Source organism: Nonomuraea zeae, from assembly GCF_005889725.1.
GTDB classification, from domain to species: Bacteria; Actinomycetota; Actinomycetes; order Streptosporangiales; family Streptosporangiaceae; genus Nonomuraea; species Nonomuraea zeae.
This window is the reverse complement of sequence record NZ_VCKX01000011.1, coordinates 49,502-69,351: the sequence shown is the minus strand read 5'-3', so window position 1 is coordinate 69,351 and position 19,850 is coordinate 49,502. Positions and strand designations below refer to the sequence as shown.

The 19,850-nt window shown below is 70.2% G+C and carries 16 protein-coding genes; 13 read left to right on the top strand and 3 right to left on the bottom strand.

What is annotated here, in order from left to right; all coding sequences use genetic code 11:
- The first annotated feature begins 2 nt into the window (after positions 1–2).
- The 11 genes from ETD85_RS05835 to ETD85_RS05785 all read left to right on the top strand — a co-directional run bounded on the left by ETD85_RS05835 (position 3) and on the right by ETD85_RS05785 (position 13,299).
- Positions 3–809 carry a carbohydrate ABC transporter permease gene (locus tag ETD85_RS05835; RefSeq protein WP_138688562.1) on the top strand — a complete coding sequence of 269 codons (807 nt, stop codon included), beginning with the start codon at positions 3–5 and terminating at the stop codon, positions 807–809.
- A 25-nt stretch (positions 810–834) separates the two neighbouring features.
- Positions 835–2,133, top strand: coding sequence for an ABC transporter substrate-binding protein (locus ETD85_RS05830; protein ID WP_206058111.1), 1,299 nt, complete (start codon positions 835–837; stop codon positions 2,131–2,133).
- Between the two features lie 9 nt (positions 2,134–2,142).
- Positions 2,143–3,690, top strand: a complete 1,548-nt coding sequence (locus tag ETD85_RS05825) for an alkaline phosphatase D family protein (protein ID WP_206058110.1) — start codon at positions 2,143–2,145, stop codon at positions 3,688–3,690.
- 122 nt (positions 3,691–3,812) lie between these two features.
- On the top strand, positions 3,813–5,663 hold the full coding sequence (locus ETD85_RS05820; RefSeq protein WP_170246518.1) for an NPCBM/NEW2 domain-containing protein: 1,851 nt from the start codon (positions 3,813–3,815) through the stop codon (positions 5,661–5,663).
- A 12-nt stretch (positions 5,664–5,675) separates the two neighbouring features.
- Positions 5,676–7,289 (top strand): beta-N-acetylhexosaminidase, encoded by a 1,614-nt coding sequence (locus ETD85_RS05815; protein ID WP_138688559.1) that lies wholly within the window; start codon positions 5,676–5,678, stop codon positions 7,287–7,289.
- Between the two features lie 8 nt (positions 7,290–7,297).
- The gene (locus tag ETD85_RS05810; RefSeq protein ID WP_170246517.1) at positions 7,298–7,996 is read left to right on the top strand and encodes a tyrosine-protein phosphatase; all 699 of its coding nucleotides are present in this window, start codon (positions 7,298–7,300) and stop codon (positions 7,994–7,996) included.
- Between the two features lie 250 nt (positions 7,997–8,246).
- Positions 8,247–9,623, top strand: a complete 1,377-nt coding sequence (locus tag ETD85_RS05805; protein ID WP_138688557.1) for an NADP-dependent succinic semialdehyde dehydrogenase — start codon at positions 8,247–8,249, stop codon at positions 9,621–9,623.
- Positions 9,624–9,781: 158 nt separating this feature from the next.
- A complete protein-coding gene (locus ETD85_RS05800; protein ID WP_138688556.1) occupies positions 9,782–10,015 on the top strand; it encodes a hypothetical protein in 234 nt (77 codons plus the stop codon).
- A 94-nt stretch (positions 10,016–10,109) separates the two neighbouring features.
- Positions 10,110–10,763: a TetR/AcrR family transcriptional regulator gene (locus tag ETD85_RS05795; protein ID WP_206058109.1), complete on the top strand. Its 654-nt coding sequence runs from the start codon at positions 10,110–10,112 to the stop codon at positions 10,761–10,763.
- Positions 10,760–11,692: an ABC transporter ATP-binding protein gene (locus tag ETD85_RS05790; protein WP_138688554.1), complete on the top strand. Its 933-nt coding sequence runs from the start codon at positions 10,760–10,762 to the stop codon at positions 11,690–11,692. The genes ETD85_RS05795 and ETD85_RS05790 overlap by 4 nt, the downstream gene beginning before the upstream one ends.
- Complete coding sequence (locus ETD85_RS05785) at positions 11,689–13,299, top strand: ABC transporter permease (RefSeq protein WP_138688553.1); 1,611 nt, start codon at positions 11,689–11,691, stop codon at positions 13,297–13,299. The genes ETD85_RS05790 and ETD85_RS05785 overlap by 4 nt, the downstream gene beginning before the upstream one ends.
- A gap of 58 nt (positions 13,300–13,357) precedes the next feature.
- Here ETD85_RS05785 and ETD85_RS05780 read toward each other — a convergent pair whose 3' ends face one another.
- Together ETD85_RS05780 and ETD85_RS05775 are read right to left on the bottom strand one after the other, a co-directional pair.
- Positions 13,358–14,437: an ABC transporter substrate-binding protein gene (locus tag ETD85_RS05780; RefSeq protein WP_138688552.1), complete on the bottom strand. Its 1,080-nt coding sequence runs from the start codon at positions 14,435–14,437 to the stop codon at positions 13,358–13,360.
- Positions 14,434–14,970, bottom strand: coding sequence for a SigE family RNA polymerase sigma factor (locus ETD85_RS05775; protein WP_138688551.1), 537 nt, complete (start codon positions 14,968–14,970; stop codon positions 14,434–14,436). Before ETD85_RS05775 ends, ETD85_RS05780 begins: the two co-directional genes overlap by 4 nt.
- A gap of 180 nt (positions 14,971–15,150) precedes the next feature.
- Between ETD85_RS05775 and ETD85_RS05770 the strand changes: the two genes are divergently transcribed.
- Entirely contained in the window at positions 15,151–17,076 is a 1,926-nt protein-coding gene (locus tag ETD85_RS05770; RefSeq protein WP_138688550.1) for an ABC transporter ATP-binding protein/permease, read from the top strand.
- Between the two features lie 25 nt (positions 17,077–17,101).
- Here ETD85_RS05770 and ETD85_RS64475 read toward each other — a convergent pair whose 3' ends face one another.
- Positions 17,102–18,706, bottom strand: coding sequence for an EamA family transporter (locus tag ETD85_RS64475; protein WP_206058108.1), 1,605 nt, complete (start codon positions 18,704–18,706; stop codon positions 17,102–17,104).
- Positions 18,707–18,779: 73 nt separating this feature from the next.
- On the opposite strand from ETD85_RS64475, the gene ETD85_RS05755 reads away from it, so the two are divergent.
- Positions 18,780–19,721: a LysR substrate-binding domain-containing protein gene (locus ETD85_RS05755; protein ID WP_138688549.1), complete on the top strand. Its 942-nt coding sequence runs from the start codon at positions 18,780–18,782 to the stop codon at positions 19,719–19,721.
- Positions 19,722–19,850: the final 129 nt, after the last annotated feature.

The window sequence follows — 19,850 nt, the reverse complement described above, 5'->3', positions numbered from 1 at the left end:
CCATGAAACGAGTTCTGCTCTACGTCACGCTCGTGGTGGGCGCGGTCGTCACCGTCTTCCCGTACCTGCTGGTGCTGTTGACGGCGTTCAAGTCCTCCGGCCAGCTGCACACCACGCAGCCGTGGCTGCCCGGAGTCCCGCCGACCACCGCGAACCTGACCAAGCTGCTGGGCGGCGAGTTCCCGCACTACATCCTCAACACGCTGGTCATGACCATCGCGCTGACCACGGGGCAACTGGTGTTCACCACCTTCGCCGCCTACGCCTTCGCCAGGCTCCGCTTCCCCGGCAGGGACGTGCTGTTCTGGCTGTTCGTGGCGACCATGATGGTGCCCGTCGCGGTGACCGTCATCCCGCTGTTCCTCATCATGCGCGAGCTGGAGCTGGTCAACACGTGGGCCGGGCTGCTCATCCCGTACGTCCTGGGCACCCCGTACGGGATCTTCCTGATGCGGCAGTTCTTCCGCAGCCTGCCCGCAGGGCTGGAGGAGGCGGCGCGGATCGACGGCGCGGGCCAGCTCACGATCCTCCTCCGCGTGATGCTGCCGCTGTGCAAGCCGGCGCTGGGGACGCTGGCCATCATCACCGTCATCTCGTCGTGGAACAGCTTCCTGTGGCCGCTCATCATCACCAGCGACGAGCAGACCAAGGTCATCACGGTCGCGCTGGCGGCGCTCAAGGTGGGCATCGGCGTCGACTATGCGCAGATCATGGCCGGCGGGCTGATCGCGCTCGTGCCGATGATCGCCATCTTCGTCTTCTTCCAGAGATACATCGTCCGGTCGGTCGTCCTGACCGGGTTGAAGTGAAAGGCACGCCATGAAATCCCCCCGCATGAGTCTTGCCGTCGTGGCCCTGTCCGTCCTTCCCCTCGCCGCCTGCGGCTCCGGTGGCGGGAGCGGCGACGATGGTCCGGTCACGCTGACCTACCGGATCTGGGACGAGCAGCAGAAGGTCGGCTACGACAAGGTGATGGCCGGCTTCCAGCAGGCCAACCCGGACATCAAAGTCAAGATCGAGGTCATGCCCTATGACGACTACTGGACCAAGCTGACCGCCGACGCGGTCGCGGGCACCGCACCCGACGTGTTCTGGATGCAGCCCGGCTACTTCCCGGCGTTCGCCACGAAGGGCGTACTGGCCGACCTGAGCTCTCTCGGCCTGGACACCTCCAAGTACCACCCGAACGTGGTCGCCTCCAACACCTACGAGGGCAAGCTGTACGGCGTGCCGAAGGACTGGGGCACGCCCGGCGTCCTGTACAACAAGGACCTGTTCAAGAAGGCCGGCGTCACGATGCCGGACAAGCTCACCTGGGCCCCCGACGGCTCCGGCACCCTGGTCGAGACCGCGAAGAAGCTCACGGTCGACGAGGCGGGCAAGCACCCCGGCGAGGCGGGCTTCGACCCCGACCAGGTCAAGGTGTACGGGTTCGCCTCGTGGAACCACTCCCAGACCCAGTGGATGAACTGGATCGAGTCCAACGGCGGGAAGCTGATCGACAAGCCCTTCGGCAAGTACACCTTCAACGACGACGCCTCGGTGCAGGCCGTCCAGTTCGGCGTCGACCTCATCGCCAAGCAGCACGTCTCTCCGCCGGCCACCCGGACCAACCCGCCCACCGGCAAGGCGACCGACATGTTCAAGGCCGGCCAGGTCGCGATGTTCCCCGCGAACAACGCCCTGCTGCCGTACGTGGCCCCCGAGGTGAACTTCGAGCTCGGCGTCGCCGCGATGCCCGAGGGCCCCAAGGGCCGCGCCGCCAACATCAACGGCCTGGGCGAGGCCGTCTACGCCAAGAGCAAGCATCAGGCCGAGGCGATGAAGCTGGCCAAGTTCCTGGCCGGCGAGCAGGCCCAGAAGTCGATGGCCGACCAGGGCTACATCTTCCCCGCGCTGGTCGGTGACCAGCTCGCCCAGGGCTACGTCGATTACTGGAAGGCCAAGCGGATCGACGTCACGCCCTATCTGGAGGAGTCGAAGGGGACCACCTTCAACATGCCGATCGTCACCGGCTGGACCGGCTTCGAATCGAAGCTCAACCAGATACTCAACGAGGTCTACCTCGGCAAGATCACCGTCAAGGGCGGCCTGGACCAGGCCGTCGCCGAAGGTAACGCGACCATCAAGTAGGGAGACCCCTTGATCACCCGGCGCATGCTCTTCGCCGGGGGCGCGAGCGTGGGCATCACCGCCGCACTGGGTGCCGCCGCACCCGTGCGCGCGGCGGCCCGCCGTGCCCCCCTGTCCGATGTCTTTCGCCTCGGTGTCGCCTCCGGCGAGCCGACCCCTGACGGCGTGGTCCTGTGGACCCGCCTGGCCATGGACCCGGTCGCGCCTGACGGGCTGGGCGGCATGCCCGCCCGCCCGGTCCCCGTCGAGTGGCAGCTCGCCAGGGACGAGAACTTCAAGCGGGTGGTCCGCCGCGGCACCGAGACCGCCCGCCGGGAGGAGGCGCACAGCGTCCATGTCGAACTCGACCGGCTGGACCCGGGAACGGAGTACTTCTACCGGTTCCGGGTCGGCACCGACATCTCCCCGGTCGGGCGCACCCTCACCACCCCGGCCGCCGGCACCGCGAGCCGTGACCTGAAGCTGGCCGTCGCATCGTGCGCCGACTGGCAGGTGGGCTGGTTCACCGCCTACCGCCGCATGGCCGAGGACCACCCGGACGTCGTCGCCTTCCTCGGCGACTACTACTACGAATACGGCGACTACAAGTACCCGGTGCGCGACCAGGCCGGCGGGGAATGCCTCGACCTGGCCGGATACCGCTTACGCCAGGCCCAGCACAAGTCCGACCCCGACCTTCAGGCCGCCCACGCCGCGGCGCCCTGGGTGGTGGTGTGGGACGACCACGACATCGAGAACGCCTGGGCGGGTGACGTGCCCGAGCAGCCGGACCCGCCGTTCCTGCCCCGGCGGGCCGCCGCCTTCCAGGCCTACTACGAGAACATGCCGCTGCGCCGGAACCAGCGCCCGGACGGCTGGGCGATGAGCCTCTACCGCACCATCCGCTGGGGGGCGGTGGCCAACCTGCACCTGCTCGACACCCGCCAGTACCGCGACCTGTACGCCTGCACCGGCAAGAGCGGCACCGTCGGCCCCGACTGCGCCGAGCGGCTCGACCCCAACCGGACGATCCTCGGCGGGAAGCAGGAGGACTGGCTGTTCGACGGCCTGCGCACGTCCGAGGCCACCTGGGACGTCATCGGCCAGCAGGTCTTCATGATGGAGATGGACTGGGTCAACGGGGAGCAGAAGGGCTACTCCAACGAGGGCTGGGACGGCTACGTCGGCTCCCGCAACCGCCTGACGGCCGCCATCGAGGAGAGCGGGCGCAACGCCGTCGTGCTCACCGGCGACGTGCACTCCCACTGGGCGGGCGAGCTCAAGCGCGACCACCAGGACCCCGGCTCCAAGAGCGTCGCGGTCGAGCTGGTCACCACCTCCATCACCAGCGCCGGCAACGGCCTGGACGAGTACCCCAACACCCAGGTCCTGCTCGACGAGAACCCGCACGTGAAGTTCTTCAACGGCCGCCGCGGCTACGTCAACGCCACCTTCACGCAGAAGGAGATGAAGGTCGACTTCCGCTCCCTCGCCGTGGTCACCCAGCCGCACTACCCGGCCTACACCTCCGGCTCCTTCGTCGTCGAGCCCGGCATCCCCGCGCTCAACCAGGTCTGACAGGGACATCCATGCGCAAGCTCCCGGCCGCCCTCTCCGTGGCGGCCCTACTGACCATGCCGATAACCGGGCCATTATCCGGCGCCGCAATCGCGGCGCCGCCCGCCGCTGACGCACCGCCGATGGGCTGGAGCAGCCGCGCCCTGGGCTGCTCGGTCTCCGAGACCGCAGTACGGCAGGCCGCCGACGCCCTGACCGCGCTCCGCCCGGCCGGCTACCGCTACGTCATCCTCGACGGCTGCTGGCAGGGCGCCGACGGGAACGCCGATCCGGCCCGCTTCCCCTCCGGCATCGAGTCCCTGGCCGACTACGTTCACGGCAAGGGCCTCAAGCTGGGCCTCAGCCTGTCGGCTGGAACCAGGGCCTGCGCCGGAGCCGGGCGCGGCTCGTACAAGCACGAGGCCGACGACGCCGCCATGGTGCGCGGCTGGGGCGTCGACTACGTCAAGTACGACTGGTGCAACGTCCCGCTGGCCGACTTCCCCGGCAAGACCACCCGCGACATCGCGCAGGCGCTCTACCCGCCGATGCGCGCGGCCCTCGGCGACTCGGTCCTGTTCGCCATGAACAACGAGGAGGGCAACACGGTCCCGTGGCTGTGGGGCAAGGACGTGGCCACCACCTGGCGGACGAACCTGGTCACCCGCCCGATCGACGGCACCTACGCGAGCATGCTGTCCATCTGGGAGACGAACATGCTGCGCGCCGACTACGCCGGCCAGGGCTCCTGGGCCGACCCCGACCTGCTGCAGGCCGGGCTCGGCGGCATGACCGAGACCGAGCACCGCACCCAGCTGAGCCTGTGGGCGATCGGCGCGGCGCCCCTCATCCTGCAGAGCCTCGACGCGCCGCGGGAGGTCATCGCCAACCCGAAGGTGATCGCGGTCGACCAGGACGGGCTCGGCGCGATGGGCCGCTACGCCCAGACCGACGGCTGGTACCACGTCATCACCAAGCCGCTGGCGAACGGAGACGTCGCGGTCGCGCTGTTCAACGAGAGCGATCGCTCGGCCACGATCTCCGTCAAGGGCTCCCGGCTGAACCTGCCCGGAGGCGGCCGCTACCGCGTGGAGGACCTGTGGACCGGCGCCGTCTGGTCCACCCGGGGCGACCTGTCGGCCGCGGTGCCCGCGCACGGCACGGTCATGTACCGGATCAGCCCCGGCTCAGGTCAGGCCGCGCCCATGGTCTCCTTCGAGGTGGACCCGGGCGACTTCCTCGGCGACAACCGGCCGACCGTGTTCGAGCCGGGCAAGGAGGCCGAGGTCACGGCCGCGGTCACCAACACCGGCGGCACCGATGTGCTGAGGGACGTCGCGGTACGGCTGGCCGTACCGCCGGGGTGGACCGCGGTCCCCAAGGCCGACGGGACCGCCAGGCTGAAGCCGGGGGAGACCTACACCGCGCGCTGGGCCGTCACCGCGCCCACCGGGTCCGAGTGGAAGACCTACGACCTGACCGGCACCGTCACCGCGGCGGGCGGCGTCAGGATCGGCGGCGCGGCGGTCGCCCGCGTCGCGCAGGCCCCCGGGCCCGGCCCGTCGTACATCTCCGATCTGGCGTGGATCAGGAGCGCCAACTACTGGGGTCCGGTCGAGCGCGACCAGAGCGTCGGCGGCAAGGGCTTGAACGACGGCCTGCCGCTGACCGTCGGCGGCGTCCGGTACGCCAAGGGGCTCGGCACCCACGCGCCGGCCGAGATCGAGCTCTACACCGCCGGCCGCTGCTCGACGATCTCCTTCCAGGCCGGGGTCGACGACGAGACGGGCGATGCCGGCTCGGTCGATCTGGAGGTCTGGACCGACGGCGGGCGAGCCGCCCACTCCGGCATCGTCACCGGCGCCCAACCCGCGAGGAAGGTCACCGCCGACGTCAAGGGCGCTCGGTACGTCCGGCTGGTCGTCACCAACGGCGGCGACAACGCCACCTCGGACCACGCCGACTTCGGCGATGCCACCATCACCTGCTCCTAGGAGACCCACTTGATGATCGTTCCCAAGCCCGCGCAGTTCGAGAACCGGCCCGGCCGCTTCGTCCTGGACCAGGAGACGGCACTCACCGCCGAGCCCGCGCTCCGGGAGGTGGCGGCCTGGCTCCGCGGAGAGCTCACCCCCGTCACCGGCGGTGAGCTGCTCCCCGGCCGGCCGGGCGCGGGAACGATCGCCCTCGGGATCGACGACGGCCTGCCGCCCGAGGCCTACCGGCTGACCGTGGCGGCGGACGGGGTCGAGATCGAGGCCGGGGGAGCGGCGGGCGCCTTCTACGGGGCGCAGACGTTCCGGCAGCTCATGCCGCCCGTCGCCTTCCGCCGGGCGGCGATCGGCGGGCCCCTGGAGCTGCCGGCCGTACGCGTGGAGGATCGGCCGCGCTTCGGGTGGCGCGGCGTGATCCTGGACGTGGCCCGGCACTTCATGACCAAGGCCGACCTGCTGCGCTTCATCGACCTGATGGCCCTGCACAAGCTGAACGTCCTGCACCTGCACCTGACCGACGACCAGGGCTGGCGCATCGAGATCAAGCGCTATCCGCGGCTGACCGAGGTGGGCGGCTGGCGCAAGGAGAGCCAGATCGGCTGGATGGGCGAGATGGACGGCCGCCCGCACGGCGGCTACTACACCCAGGACGACATCCGCGAGATCGTCGCCTACGCCGCCCGACGCCACATCGCCGTCGTGCCCGAGATCGACCTGCCCGGGCACACCCAGTCGGCCATCGCGGCCTACCCCGAGCTGGGCAACCTCGACACCGCCCTGGAGGTGGGCACCACCTGGGGAGTCAGCGTCAACGTGCTGAACGTGGAGGACGCCACGATCGCGTTCTTCAAGAACGTCTTCGACGAGGTGCTGGAGCTGTTCCCGAGCCCGTACGTGTGCGTGGGCGGGGACGAGTGCCCCAAGGATCAGTGGCGCGACAGCCCCGCGGCCCGGCGCCGCATCCGTGAGCTGGGACTGCGCGACGAGGACGAGCTGCAGAGCTGGTTCATCCACCAGTTCGACGAGTACTTCGCCGCGCGCGGGCGGCGGCTGCTGGGCTGGGACGAGATCCTGGAGGGCGGGCTCGCGCCGGGCGCGGTCGTCGCCGCCTGGCGGGCCGACCTGGGCGCGGTGGCCGCCGCGCGGGCCGGGCACGATGTCGTCAACTGCTCCAACACCGCCGCCTACTTCGACTACCGGCAGAGCGAGCGGGCCGACGAACCGGTGCCGTTCGGGACCGTGCTGACCCTCGACGACGCCTACGCCTTCGAGCCCGTCCCGGAGGAGCTGCGCGGCGACCCGGCGGCCGATCGGGTCCTGGGGGCGCAGTGCGGGATGTGGACCGAGCTGATCGACTCCAACCGGCACCTTGACTACATGGCCTTCCCGCGCCTGGCGGCCTTCGCCGAGACCGTGTGGTGCGGGCCCGGACGGGACCTGCCGGACTTCCGCCGCCGCCTGACCGCCCACCTGCTCCGGTTGGAGGCCATCGGGGTCGAGTACCGGCGCGAGCCGGGCCCGCTGCCCTGGCAGACCCGGCCCGGCGTGCCCGGCAGACCGGAGGACCCCCTGGAATGGCAGGCCACCATCGACGCCTGGACCGCCAACCTCCGCGACCGGCGATGACCGGCCCCATGCCGGCGGGGTCGCCGCGGGCGCGCGTGGTGGCCTGGCCCGGCTGTCTGAACGCGCGCGATCTGGGCGGCCTGCCCATCGAGCGGGGCGGCGCGACCCGGGCGGGCGTGCTCTTCCGCGCCGACCGGCCGCGGGCGCAGAGCGTGGAGGCGATCCTGGCACACGGCGTCTCCCGCGTTCTCGACCTCCGGCTCGACGCGGAGGCACGGGCCGATCCCAGCCCGCTGGCCGGAATGCCGGTCTACCGCCGGGTATCGGTGCTGCGACCCGAGGACACCGAGCTGGAGGCGATGGGCGAGTCGCTACCGGAGATCTACCGCGCGATCCTCGATCGAGGCCGGGCCAACCTGGCCGCCGCGCTCGGCGCGATCGCCCGCGCCCCGGCCGGGGGCGTGCTCGTGCACTGCCACTCCGGCAGGGACCGCACCGGACTCGTCGTGGCGCTCGCGCTGAGCCTGGCCGGGGTGCCCGATGCGGAAATCGCCGCGGACTACGCTCTGACCGCGACCTTCCTGCGGCCGGAGGTCGTCGCCGCGCCCCGGTCTGTCCTCCTCTTCGCCGAGATCACCGCGGCCACCATGCTCGCCACGGTCGCCCATCTCCGCCGCGCCTACGGGGGCGCGGAGCCGTACCTGCTGGGAGGCGGGCTGCGGCCCGAGGAGGTGGCGCTGATACGCGACCGGCTGGGGTGCGCCTGAAGCGCCGTGACCCCGTGTTCGACGAGCACCTCGTCCGGGCCCGGCTCGGAGTCCGGGCCCGGCTCGGAAACCGGTTAAACCCCAGGTCGCAGTGCTTGTGCAGATGGGGGACAAGGCGTTACCTCGCCATGGCATCGCGCCCCTACCACGTCACTAGGCTGAATCGAAGTACCGTTCTGGGCGCTCCCCCATCGACGGTCACGCCGCCGGCCGTGTGAGTGCTCAGACGAGCGGAGGGGAGCCCGCAGTCATGGCCATCGCCACGATCAACCCCACGACCGGGGAGGCCGTCAAGACGTTCGAAGAGTTGAGCGAGACCGAGCTGCGGCAGAAGATCGGCCTCGCGTTCGACCGATGGCAGACCTACCGCACCACCAGCTTCGAGGAGCGGGCCGGGCGCATGCACGCCACCGCCGACCTGTTCGAGAAAGAGGCCGACCTCTCCGCGGAGCTCATGACCACCGAGATGGGCAAGACGGTGGCCTCGGCCCGGGCGGAGGCGCTCAAATGCGTCCACGGCATGCGGTACTACGCCGACCACGCGGCCGAATTCCTGGCCGACGAGCCGCTGGCCGACCCGTCGCAGGTCGGGGCCGTGCGCGCCCTGGGGCGCTATCAGCCGCTGGGCCCGGTGCTGGCGGTGATGCCGTGGAACTTCCCGATGTGGCAGGTGATGCGGTTCGCCGCACCGGCGCTGATGGCCGGCAACGTCGCGCTGCTCAAGCACGCCTCCAACGTGCCGCAGTGCGCGCTTTACCTCCAGGATGTCTTCCGCCGCGGCGGGTTCCCGGAAGGCTGCTTCCAGACGTTGCTGATCTCCTCCCGGCGGGTGGAGTCGATCCTGCGCGATCCCCGGGTGGTCGCCGCGACGCTGACCGGCAGCGAGCCGGCCGGCCGCTCGGTGGCGGCGATCTGTGGTGACGAGATCAAGCACACGGTGATGGAGCTGGGTGGCAGCGACCCGTTCATCGTGATGCCCTCGGCGGATCTGGATCGCTGCGCCGCGACCGCGGTGGAGGCGCGGGTGCAGAACAACGGGCAGTCCTGCATCGCGGCCAAGCGGTTCATCGTGCACGCCGACGTCTTCGACGCCTTCACCGACCGGTTCGTCTCGCGCATGCGCGAGCTGACGGTCGGCGACCCCTTCGAGGAATCCACCGACGTCGGGCCGGTGGCCACCGAGCAGGGCCGGGCCGACATCGAGGAGATCGTCGAGGATGCCGTCTCCGCCGGAGCCACCGTGTTGTGCGGCGGGCGGCGGCCGGACGGGCCCGGCTGGTTCTACCCGCCGACGGTGATCACCGACATCACCCGCGACATGCGCATCTACCTGGAGGAAGTGTTCGGCCCGGTCGCCTCGCTGTACCGGGTGGCGGACATCGACCAGGCCCTGGAGATCGCCAACGCCACCACCTTCGGGCTGGGATCCAACGCCTGGACCGACGACGAAGTGGAACAGGAACGCTTCATCTCCGACCTGGACGCCGGGCAGGTCTTCATCAACGGCAAGACGACCTCCTACCCCCAGCTGCCGTTCGGCGGGACCAAGCGCTCAGGCTACGGGCGCGAGCTCGCCGCCCACGGCATCCGCGAGTTCTGCAACCTCAAGACCGTCTGGGTCGGCTGACCCGGCCACGTCGCGGGCCCGACCGCCGGCCGGCCTTCCTGGCGGTGCCTACCAGTTGCCCACCCCCCGAGCTCCCCGTCTGAATGGACCTTGTGCGACAAGTAACTATTAGTAAAATTTACTAATAGTTACGCCTGAATTCGCAGGTGAGGAGACTTATGAGAAGAGCAGCTTTACGCCTCGCCGTCACCGGCCTCGGCCTCGCCGCGCTCGTCGGCGCCACGGCCCCCGCCGGTGCAACGGCCTCATCCGCTCCGGTCAGCATCTACGGCTACTATCCCAGCGCTGAGAGTTGCCACCACGTCGGCCAGCAGGGCCTGAGCACCGGCCTGTGGCCGTGGTACACCTGCTTCCCGTCGAACCAGGTCTGGGCCCTTCAAATCCCCTGGTAAACCCCTCCCTTTCCCCGCACGCAGGCGTGGTCCGGGGGCCTTTCCGGACCACGCCTGATTGCCCATCGGTGAACATGTGTTTACTATGGTAAACGTGTGTTCAGCCCATTCGGCGGATCTGACCGCCCAGGCCAAGATCCGCAACGCCGCCGTCGCGCACTTCGCCCGCGACGGCTTCCAGAAGACGAACTTGCGCGCCGTCGCGGCCACCGCAGGGGTGAGCGCCGCGCTGATCATCCGCCACTTCGGCAGCAAGGAGAATCTGCGGAGCGTCTGTGACGACCACGTCCTGCGGATACTGGTGCGAAGATCCCGGACCGCCGCCGGCTCGACCGGCGTACAGGACCTGTCCCGCGAATACCTCGCGGACCCGGAGGAATACGGCCTCCACGTGCGGTACATGGTGCGCGCGATCGAGGAGGACACCTCCGCGGCCACCACGTTCGTCAACACGCTGGTGGCGGAGACCGAGGAGCTCTTCGGCGCCGGGATCGCCGACGGCTCGATGCACCCCTCCTCGGACCTGCGGGCGCTGGCCGTGCTCAACGTGCTGGTCAGCCTCGCCACGCTGACCATGGCGCCGGCCCTGACGCGGGCGCTCGGTTTCGAGCGGATGGGCCCCGACGTGCTGCGGCGCATCGGGCTGCCCATGCTCGAGCTCTACACCCGCGGGATGTACGCGGACGACACGATGCTCAAGGCCGCCCGGGCCGCCTGGGAGACCCCGACGCAAGGAAACCCCTCATGACTGAGACCGATGCCATCACCGTGGCCGGACTGGTCAAGTCGTTCGGCCCGGCCCGGGCACTGAACGGCCTCGACCTCGTCGTGCGGATCGGCGAGGTGCACGGCTTCCTCGGACCCAACGGCGCGGGCAAGAGCACCACGCTCAGGATCCTGCTGGGCCTGATGCGCCCCGACGCGGGCACCGCCCGGCTGCTCGGCGGCGACCCCTGGACACAGGCCGCCGAGCTGCACCGCCGCCTGGCGTACGTGCCCGGCGACGTCACCCTGTGGCCCAACCTGTCCGGCGGCGAGGCCATCGACCTGCTCGGCCGGCTGCGCGGGGGCCTGGACCGGCGGCGCCGGGACGAGCTGATCGAACGCTTCGACCTCGACCCGCGCAAGAAGGGCCGCACCTACTCCAAGGGCAACCGCCAGAAGGTGGCCCTGATCGCCGCGCTGTCCTCCGACGCCGAACTCCTCATACTCGACGAACCCACCTCCGGCCTCGACCCCCTGATGGAAGAGGTCTTCCGGCAGACGATCCAGGAGGCGCAGCGCGCGGGCGACCGTACGGTGCTGCTGTCCAGCCACATCCTCTCCGAGGTCGAAGCGCTCTGCGACCGGGTCACCATCATCCGCGACGGCCGTACCGTGGAGTCCGGCACCATGGCCGAGCTGCGCCACCTCACCCGCACCTCCATCGAGGCCGAGCTGGCCGGATCGCCGGACGGGCTGGCCGGCCTGCCAGGCGTGCACGGCCTGCGGGCCGACGGCGGCCGGGTGCGGTTCAGCGTCGACGCCGCCGCGCTGGACGCGGCGCTGCGTCACCTCACCACGGCGGGCGTGCGCAGCCTGGTCAGCCGGCCGCCGACGCTGGAGGAGCTGTTCCTGCGGCATTACGACCGTGCGGCCGGCAGCGCCGGGGGCAAGCAGGCGGAGGCGGCACGATGAACGCGTTCACCGGCACGGGACAGCTCATCCGCCTGGTGCTGCGGCGCGATCGCGTGCTGCTGCCCCTGTGGGTCGGGTTCATCTGCCTGGTCCCGATGGTGTTCGTCGGGGCGTTCACCGGCGCGTACCCCACGGCCGAGGCCCGCCAGGTCTACTACGAGACCAGCGTCCACACCAGGGCCTTCACCGTCGCCTACGGCGCGCTGAACGGCTCCGGCCTCGGCGAGCTCGTCGCCTGGCGGTCGGGGTTCGTCACGGTCATGGTCGCTCTGATCGCCCTGCTCACGGTCATCAGGCACACGCGTACGGAAGAGGAGGCCGGGCGGCGCGAGCTGGTGGGAGCCACCGCGGTGGCGCGGCACGCGAACCTGGCCGCCACCCTCGTCGTCACCTGCGGGGCCAGCCTCGTCCTCGGTGTCGTGTCGGCACTGGCGCTGGTCGGCCAGGACCTGCCGGCGGCGGGTTCCTTCGCGCTCGGGCTCGGGTTCGCGACGGCCGGCTGCGTGTTCGCCGCGATCGGCGCCGTGACCGCGCAGCTCACGACCGGCGCGGGCGGCGCGCGCGCCATCGGGATCAGCGTGCTCGGCGGCGCGCTCATCCTGCGCGGCATCGGGGACATCGCGGCGCAGCGGGGCGACGGGCCCGCCTGGGTGTCATGGCTGACGCCGCTCGGCTGGGCGGAGGCGCTGCGGCCCTTCAGCGGGGAACGCTGGTGGGTCCTCGCGCTCGCGGCCGCCGCCGTCACCGCGCTCGGTGCGCTGGCCGTGGCGCTGTCGGCGCGGCGCGACCTCGGCAGCGGCATGTTCCAGGCCCGCCTGGGCCCGGCCGGCGCCGGTCCCCGCCTGCGCGGCCCGCTGGCGCTGGCCTGGCGGCTGCACCGAGGCCCGCTGATCAGCAGGACCGTGGGCCTCGCCCTGGTCGGGCTCGTGATCGGCGCGATGTCGGCGAGCCTCGGCACGCTGATGGACAACAGCGGCGCCGCGGCACGAGAGGTGCTGGCCCGGCTCGGCGGGCCTGGCACGCTCGTCGACCAGTTCCTCGTTCCCATGATGACCATGCTCGGCCTGGTCAGCGCCTGCTTCGCGATCCAGGCCACACTGCTGCTCAGGAACGAGGAGCGCGACGGGCGGGCCGAACCCCTGCTGGCCACGCCGGTGAGCCGGCTGCGCTGGGCCGGCAGCCACGTCGCCTTCACGCTGCTCGGCCCGGCCCTCGGCGTCGTGGCCTTCGGGGCTGCCGCCGGTCTGGCCCACGGACTCAACACCGGCGACGTCGCCCGCGAACTGCCCCGGCTGCTGACCGCCGCGCTCGTACAGCTCCCCGTGGTGTGGGTGTTCACCGGGCTCGCGTTCGCACTGTACGGGCTGCTGCCCCGGCTGGTCGCCGGTGCGTTCGCGGTGGCCATGGTGAGCATGCTGTTCGGCTGGATCGGCGGGGAGCTGCAGCTCGACCGGTGGTTCATCGACCTGTCGGTCTTCGAGCACGTACCGAAGCTTCCCGGCGCGGACCTGACGGCCACACCACTGGTCGTCATGACCGTCGGAGCGGCGGCCCTGGTCGCGGTCGGCCTGGCCGGCTTCGGACGGCGCGACCTGCCGACCCCTTGAACCCGCGATCACGGGCGTACCCATGCCATCTTGGTCCGTGGCTCAGGGCGGGGCGAGCTCACCCGTTCCTCACGACTGCGCTCCCGAGATCTGCCGGGCGTCGGAGCAACTTGTAAGCGCGGGCCAGATCGGCCACCCGCTGGAGTTCTGCCCGGTCCAGCTTGTCGGGATAGGAGCCGAGTGCGACGCCTGCCGCCATCTCCCGGGAGATCTTCGTGTAGGTAGGCAGCACCTCGACCACCTGCCGCGGATCGCTCGCGATCAGGCGCTGCGCCTTGGCCAGCGCGCGCTGGAAGGCCGCCAGCGTGCGAGGGTTCGCCTGGATCCACCGGTCGGTGGCCGTCATGCCCGCGGTGTGCAGGCTCGCGAGCTCCTTGGTCATCACGTCATCCACCGTCCGCGTGCCCCTGGTCGCGCGGCCCAGGGTGACGAACGGCTCGGCCAGCAGCGCGGCGTCGAACTGTCCGTTGCTCATCGGGTGGAGCACGTCCGGATAGGGCCTTTCGACCAGCACGACGTCCCTCAACGTCAGCCCGGCCCGCTTCAGTGCGGCCGTCAGCGCCAACAGCCCGAGCCCCGTGATGTTCGGGATCGCGATCCTCTTGCGCTTGAGGTCGGACATCGTCCTGATCTTCGACTTGGCGTCGACGACGATCGCGAAGCTTCCTGGCGCGGCCTGGTACAGGCTGGAGACGATCTTGAACCTTTTGCCCGCCTCGTTCACGTCGAAGACCGTGGCGTAATCGGTCTGCGCCAGATCCAGCGCGCCGCTTTCCACCGAGGGCACCGCGGCCGCCGGGCCGGTGATGGCCGTCGGCCGCACCGTCAGCCCTTCCTCCGCGAAAAAGCCCTTGGTGAGGGCCACGTACACGGGCGCGGACTCCACGTCCGGCACCACGCCGACCCTGATGGTGGACAGCTCGGGCGGACTGGACGGGCGGGCGGCGGCGCGGGGCTCCGCGGGCAGCGCCCGCACCCCGACGGTGGCGGCGAGCACGGTGACGACGACCACCACGGCGGCGGTGAGCGCCATGATGTTGCGCCGCCGTCGCTGATGGATCTCGATGGCCTTGGCGGCCAGGTCGCGCTCCGGCATCTCGTCCGCGATGCGGCCGAGCTGTTCTCCGAGCCAGGTCATCGGCGTGCCCCCTCAACATGGGCCGGGTCGTCGTCCAGAACGGGCAGTCTCGGCGCCAGCTCGGGCGCCAGCGCGCGCAGGCGGGCCAGGGCGTGGTGTGCCTGGCTCTTCACGGTGCCGATGGAGCATCCCAGCAGGTCGGCGACGTCACGCTCGGTCCGGTCCTCGTAGAAGCGCAGGACGATCACCGCGCGCTGCTTGGGCGTCAGCCGCATGAGCGCCTGGCGCAGGACGATCCGCAGGACTGCGGAATCCTCGGGGGAGTAGGCGCGGTCGGGCGGCTCGGCGCTCGGCACCTCGCCGGAACCGCGACGCCGCCGCCACGAGATGTGCTGGTTCACCATGGTCCTGCGGGCATAAGCGGCAAGATTGTCGATATGGCGTAACTTCGCCCATCGCCCGATCATGCGTACCAGCACGCTCTGCAAGAGGTCCTCTGCGAGGTGGGCCTCTCCGGTGAGCAGGTAGGCCAGGCGCATCAACGGGCGTTGGTGAGCATCCACGAACGCCTGGAAACTGGCATCGCGATCCAACGTCTCTCCTCAGGTCGGTACTCTCCAGACGTGGTGGGCGCGGCAAAAGGTTGGCACTCTTGAGAAGGCGCGAAGCACGAGAACGGCTCGCCCTCGCGAGCTCTCGTGAAGTCTCGCTAACTCTCGCGAAATTGGGCCGTCCAGGATGCCCGTCACTCTCTGTGCCGATACGTTTCCGGAATGGAGTTGTTCACCCCATCGCTCGACTGGGGCTCTGAGGTCTGGACGTCGCTGGTGTGGATCGCCGAAGCCTGGGCGATCGCCGCGATGTGCACTCTGGCGGTCCTCGTGCTGATCGGCCTCTTCACGACGTGGGGCCGGCAATTCACGCGCATCACCGGTGCGTACTTCGCCGGCCGAGGAAGCGTCAAGGTCTGGCTCGGGCTCGGCGCCCTGCTGCTGTCGGTGGTCACCGGCGTCCGGCTGAACGTGCTGCTCAGTTACCAGGGCAACGACATGCTGTCCAGCCTCCAGGTCGCGGTCCAGGGCATCGCCGTCCACGACAGCCAGGTGAAGGACTCCGGCGAACGCGGCTTCTGGATGTCCCTGTGGATCTTCTGCATCCTGGCGGCGATCCACGTCGCCCGGCTGCTGCTGGATCTGTTCCTGCTCCAGCGGTTCGTGCTGGCCTGGCGCGCCTGGCTGACCGACCGGCTGACCGGAGACTGGCTGGACGGCAGGGCCTACTACCGGTCGCGATTCATCGACGACACCATCGACAACCCGGACCAGCGTATTCAGTCCGACATCGACCTGGTCACCGCCGGATACGGACCTCTGCCCAACCTTCCGAGCAACGGGGGCACGTCCAGCACGCTGCTGTTCGGCGCGATCTCGGCGGTCACCTCGATCGTGTCGTTCACGGCGATCCTGTGGAATCTCTCGGGCACGCTTTCCGGCTTCGGGGTCGAGATTCCCAAGGCGATGTTCTGGATCGGCCTGGTCTACGTCCTCATCGCCTCCGCCATCGCGTTCTGGATCGGCAGGCCGATCATCTGGCTGGCCTTCCGGAACGAGAAGTTCAACGCGGCGTTCCGGTACGCCCTGGTGCGCCTGCGCGATGCGGCGGAGGCGGTCGCGTTCTATCGCGGCGAGGTCGCGGAGCGCTCAGGGCTGCGGCGCCTGTTCGCCCCCGTCGTCGTCAACTACAAGCGGTATCTGAACAGGACCATCGGCTTCAACGCCTGGAACTACTCGATCAGCCAGAGCATCGTGCCCCTGCCCTATCTCCTCCAGGCACCCCGGCTGTTCGCCGGCGAGATCCGCCTCGGCGATCTCACCCAGTCGGCATCGGCGTTCAACGAGATCCAGAGCGGTCTCTCGTTCTTCCGCAACGCCTACGACGCCTTCGCCGGCTACCGGGCGGCGATCATCCGGCTTCACGGTCTGGTCGTCGCCGACGAAGAGGCCAGGGCGTTGCCGGAGGTGACGACGCTGCCGTGCGCCGACGGGACCGTTCGGCTCAAGGCCGTCGAGGTCCGCACCCCCGATGGCGTGCAGCTGATCAAGCCGCTCGACATGCGGCTCGAAGTGGGTGACACGCTGGTCGTCACCGGGCCGTCGGGCAGCGGCAAGACCACGCTGTTGCGCAGCCTTGCCGAGTTGTGGCCGTTCACCACCGGCACGCTGACCCGGCCGTGCGGACCCAACGAGACGATGTTCCTGTCGCAGCTGCCCTACGTGCCGCTGGGTGACCTGCGTGCCGTCGTCACATATCCCGGCAACGAAGGCACCGTCGATGACGAGACCCTGCGCGGCACCCTGCAGAAGGTCGCGCTGGCGCACCTCACGCACCGGCTCGACGAGGCGCAGGACTGGGCCAAGGTGCTTTCCCCGGGCGAGCAGCAGCGGATCGCGTTCGCCCGGATCCTGCTGACGAAGCCGAAGGTGGTGTTCCTCGACGAGTCGACCTCGGCGTTGGACGAGGACCTGGAATTCAACCTCTATCGACTGCTGCGGTCGGAGCTGCCCGAGACCATCGTCGTCAGCGTCAGCCACCGCTCGACGGTCGAGCAGCACCACACCCACGAACTCGAGCTGCTCGGCGAAGGCGAATGGCGCTTCGGCCGGCTGGGGGACGACGAGCCGGAACCCGCTCCGGCGTGACCAGGATGGGGATGTCGTCGCGGGGTCAGGACTGTTGCCCGACGTGCTCAGGCGTGGATGTGAGTGCGGCGACCGTCAGCGTCAGGTGCTGGGCCAGCACGTCGGCGGCGGTGTCGGCGTCACGGGCCAGCGCCGCCTCCTCCAGCCGGCGGTGCTCCGCGACGCCGTCGCGGTCGGGCGTGCGCTGCGCCGACCAGCGGCGGGCCAGCTCGCCGGCCGTCCACAGCCGGTCGAACGTGTCGAGCAGCACGAGGTTGCCGCACCCGTCCAGCAGCGTCCGGTGGAAGACGCGGTGTGCCTCTGACCAGGCGCTGCTGTAGTACTCGCCTTCCTCGGGCACGTACGCCGGTGTGCGGGTCAGGCGGTGGTGGGCCGCGCGTACCCGTGCCTCCCAGTCGAGGTCGCCGCGCTCGATCGCCAGGCGCAGCATGACCGGCTCGACCGTACGGCGGGCCTCCGCGATCTCCTGCCACCGCCGGTCCGAGAAGTCGGGGACGGCGAAGCCGCGGTTGGGCAGCCGCACCGCGATGCCCTCGCCGACCAGCCGCACCAGGGCCTCGCGTACGACGGCCAGGCTGACCTCGTGCTGCTGGGCCAGCTGCTGCGGTTTGAGCGCCTCGCCCGGGGCGTGCTCGCCCCTCATGATCGCGCCCTGGATCCGAGGTCTGGTGGGTCCAAGGTCGGGTTGGTCGGACGCCGGGCGCAAGCTCTGGTCCTGGCGGCGGGTGCCGGTGCGTCGGAGCTGGAGGATGACCACGGACGACAACACCAGCGCGCCGCCGGCGAGCTGTACCGGGGTCAGGGACTCGCCAAGGATGAGCGCGGCCAGTGTGGCGGTGACGACGGGCTCGAAGGTGGACAGGATGGCGGCGGTCGACGGGCCGGTGCGCTTGAGCCCGGCGAAGAAGGTCAGCATCGCCACGACGGTGGAGGCCACGGCGATGCAGGCCAGCCAGAGCCACCCCGACACCCCGAAGCCGAGATCGACGCCGCTGGTGAGCAGGGCGCGGGTGCCGAGGGTGCCGGCCGCGCCGGTCATCACCAGCGCCGACAGCACTACCGGTGCCAGCCGGTGCACGACGGTGTCGGCGACGAGGATGTAGACGGTGTAGGTGATCGCGGAGGCGAAGGCCAGCAGCGCCCCGAGCGGGTGGAAGCTCACGCCGCCGGCGCCGAGCAGGACCAGCAGCGTTCCGCCCGAGGCGGCCGCCAGCGCGGCTCCGCGCGCGGGGGTGAGCCGGTCGCGGCCGAGCAGCACCGCCGCCACGGTGACCATGACCGGGTAGGTGTAGAGGATCAGAGCCAGCAGGGATGCGTCCATCAGCTGCAGCGCCGAGAAGAACAGACTCGCCTGCGTGGCATACCCGATGGCACCCAGGCCGATGGCGATGGCCAGCACTCGGCCGCGCGTCATCGCCGGCCGACCGGCCGCCTCACCCCGGGGGGAACCGGAGGCGGCGCGGCGCAGCCCCGGCCGTACCAGCAGGACGATCCCGAGCAGGACGGCGGCCAGGGTGAAGCGCACCAGCAGCAGTGCCCCAGGGGAGACGCCGGCGTCGTAGGCGAGCTTGCCGAAGATCGCCATAGCGCCGAAGCCGGCCGCGGACAAAAGACACAGTGCTGCACCCATGCACCCAAGGATTGGACACGTGACCCATCGGGTCTAGCGATGATTTTCGAAGGTGACTCGTTAGGATTCCCGCATGATCGAGCTGGACCTGCGACGGCTGCGCTTTCTGCGGGAGTTCGAGGAACGAGGCACGCTGGCCGCAGTCGCCGCGGCTTTGGGCTACAGCCCTTCCACGGTCTCCCAGCAGTTCGCCCTGCTGGAGAAGGAAGTCGGCGTCCGGCTGCTCGACAAGGCCGGGCGCGGTGTGCGGCTTACCGACGCCGGGCACCTGCTTGCTCAGCACGCGCGGGTGTTGCTGTCAGCCGCCGAGGCGGCAGAAGCCGACCTGGCCACCCTCAGCGGCGCCATCCGGGGCACTGTCCGCGCCGGCGGTCTGCAATCGGCGGCCCGCCGCCTCCTCATCCCGGCAGTGGCCCGCATGAAGGCAGACCACCCGCGGGTTCGCGTGGAGATCTTCGAGCTGGAACTCGAACAGTCCCTGCCAGGTCTACGCCTGGGCGCGGTCGACCTCGTTATCGGTGACGAGTACGACGGCCACCCCCGCCCTCGCCCGGCCGGACTCCGCTTCACGCTTCTGCTCGAAGAGCACCTGAAGATCGTGCTGCCGGCCGCGCATCCACTCGCCCAGTCCGGGAGATCCGTGGCGGTCACCGACCTTCGATCCGACATCTGGGCAGCCTCCGCCGAGGGCACCGGCCACCACGCCATGGTCGTCGGGACCTGCCGCGCACTCGGCGGCTACGAGCCCGACCTCCGGCACCGCTCCACCGACGCCGATGTCCAACTCGAACTCGTCCGCGCCGCGACTGCCGTCGCCCTCATGCCGGCCCTGACCCTGCCCGGCAACGACCCCGCACTTGCGATCCGAGACATCGCCGAATCCCCCCTCAAACGCCGCCTGGTCGCCGTCACCCGAGACACCCCACCCACACCCGCGCTGACCGCCCTCCTGGCAGCCGTGACGGACCAGGTACACAACCTAGATCTGGAGAAGCCCGTTAGATCAACTGCTTAGCGTTGGTTTGGGCTCTAGAAACTACGGGCGGTCACAGGGTCAGGCTGGTAGGAGGCGGATTTTTGTCCTGCTGTCGGTGCTCGTGTCGGCGTTCAGATTGAGGTGTTGGAATCCACCTTCGTGCCCGAT

What these genes read in the sequence shown, in the direction of transcription:
- ETD85_RS05835 (WP_138688562.1), top strand. Translation starts at nt 3, where the DNA reads ATGAAACGAGTTCTGCTCTACGTCACGCTCGTGGTGGGCGCGGTCGTC.
- ETD85_RS05830 (WP_206058111.1), top strand. Translation starts at nt 835, where the DNA reads ATGAGTCTTGCCGTCGTGGCCCTGTCCGTCCTTCCCCTCGCCGCCTGC.
- ETD85_RS05820 (WP_170246518.1), top strand. Translation starts at nt 3,813, where the DNA reads ATGGGCTGGAGCAGCCGCGCCCTGGGCTGCTCGGTCTCCGAGACCGCA.
- ETD85_RS05815 (WP_138688559.1), top strand. Translation starts at nt 5,676, where the DNA reads ATGATCGTTCCCAAGCCCGCGCAGTTCGAGAACCGGCCCGGCCGCTTC.
- ETD85_RS05810 (WP_170246517.1), top strand. Translation starts at nt 7,298, where the DNA reads ATGCCGGCGGGGTCGCCGCGGGCGCGCGTGGTGGCCTGGCCCGGCTGT.
- ETD85_RS05805 (WP_138688557.1), top strand. Translation starts at nt 8,247, where the DNA reads ATGGCCATCGCCACGATCAACCCCACGACCGGGGAGGCCGTCAAGACG.
- ETD85_RS05800 (WP_138688556.1), top strand. Translation starts at nt 9,782, where the DNA reads ATGAGAAGAGCAGCTTTACGCCTCGCCGTCACCGGCCTCGGCCTCGCC.
- ETD85_RS05790 (WP_138688554.1), top strand. Translation starts at nt 10,760, where the DNA reads ATGACTGAGACCGATGCCATCACCGTGGCCGGACTGGTCAAGTCGTTC.
- ETD85_RS05785 (WP_138688553.1), top strand. Translation starts at nt 11,689, where the DNA reads ATGAACGCGTTCACCGGCACGGGACAGCTCATCCGCCTGGTGCTGCGG.
- ETD85_RS05780 (WP_138688552.1), bottom strand. Translation starts at nt 14,437, where the DNA reads ATGACCTGGCTCGGAGAACAGCTCGGCCGCATCGCGGACGAGATGCCG.
- ETD85_RS05770 (WP_138688550.1), top strand. Translation starts at nt 15,151, where the DNA reads ATGGAGTTGTTCACCCCATCGCTCGACTGGGGCTCTGAGGTCTGGACG.
- ETD85_RS64475 (WP_206058108.1), bottom strand. Translation starts at nt 18,706, where the DNA reads ATGGGTGCAGCACTGTGTCTTTTGTCCGCGGCCGGCTTCGGCGCTATG.
- ETD85_RS05755 (WP_138688549.1), top strand. Translation starts at nt 18,780, where the DNA reads ATGATCGAGCTGGACCTGCGACGGCTGCGCTTTCTGCGGGAGTTCGAG.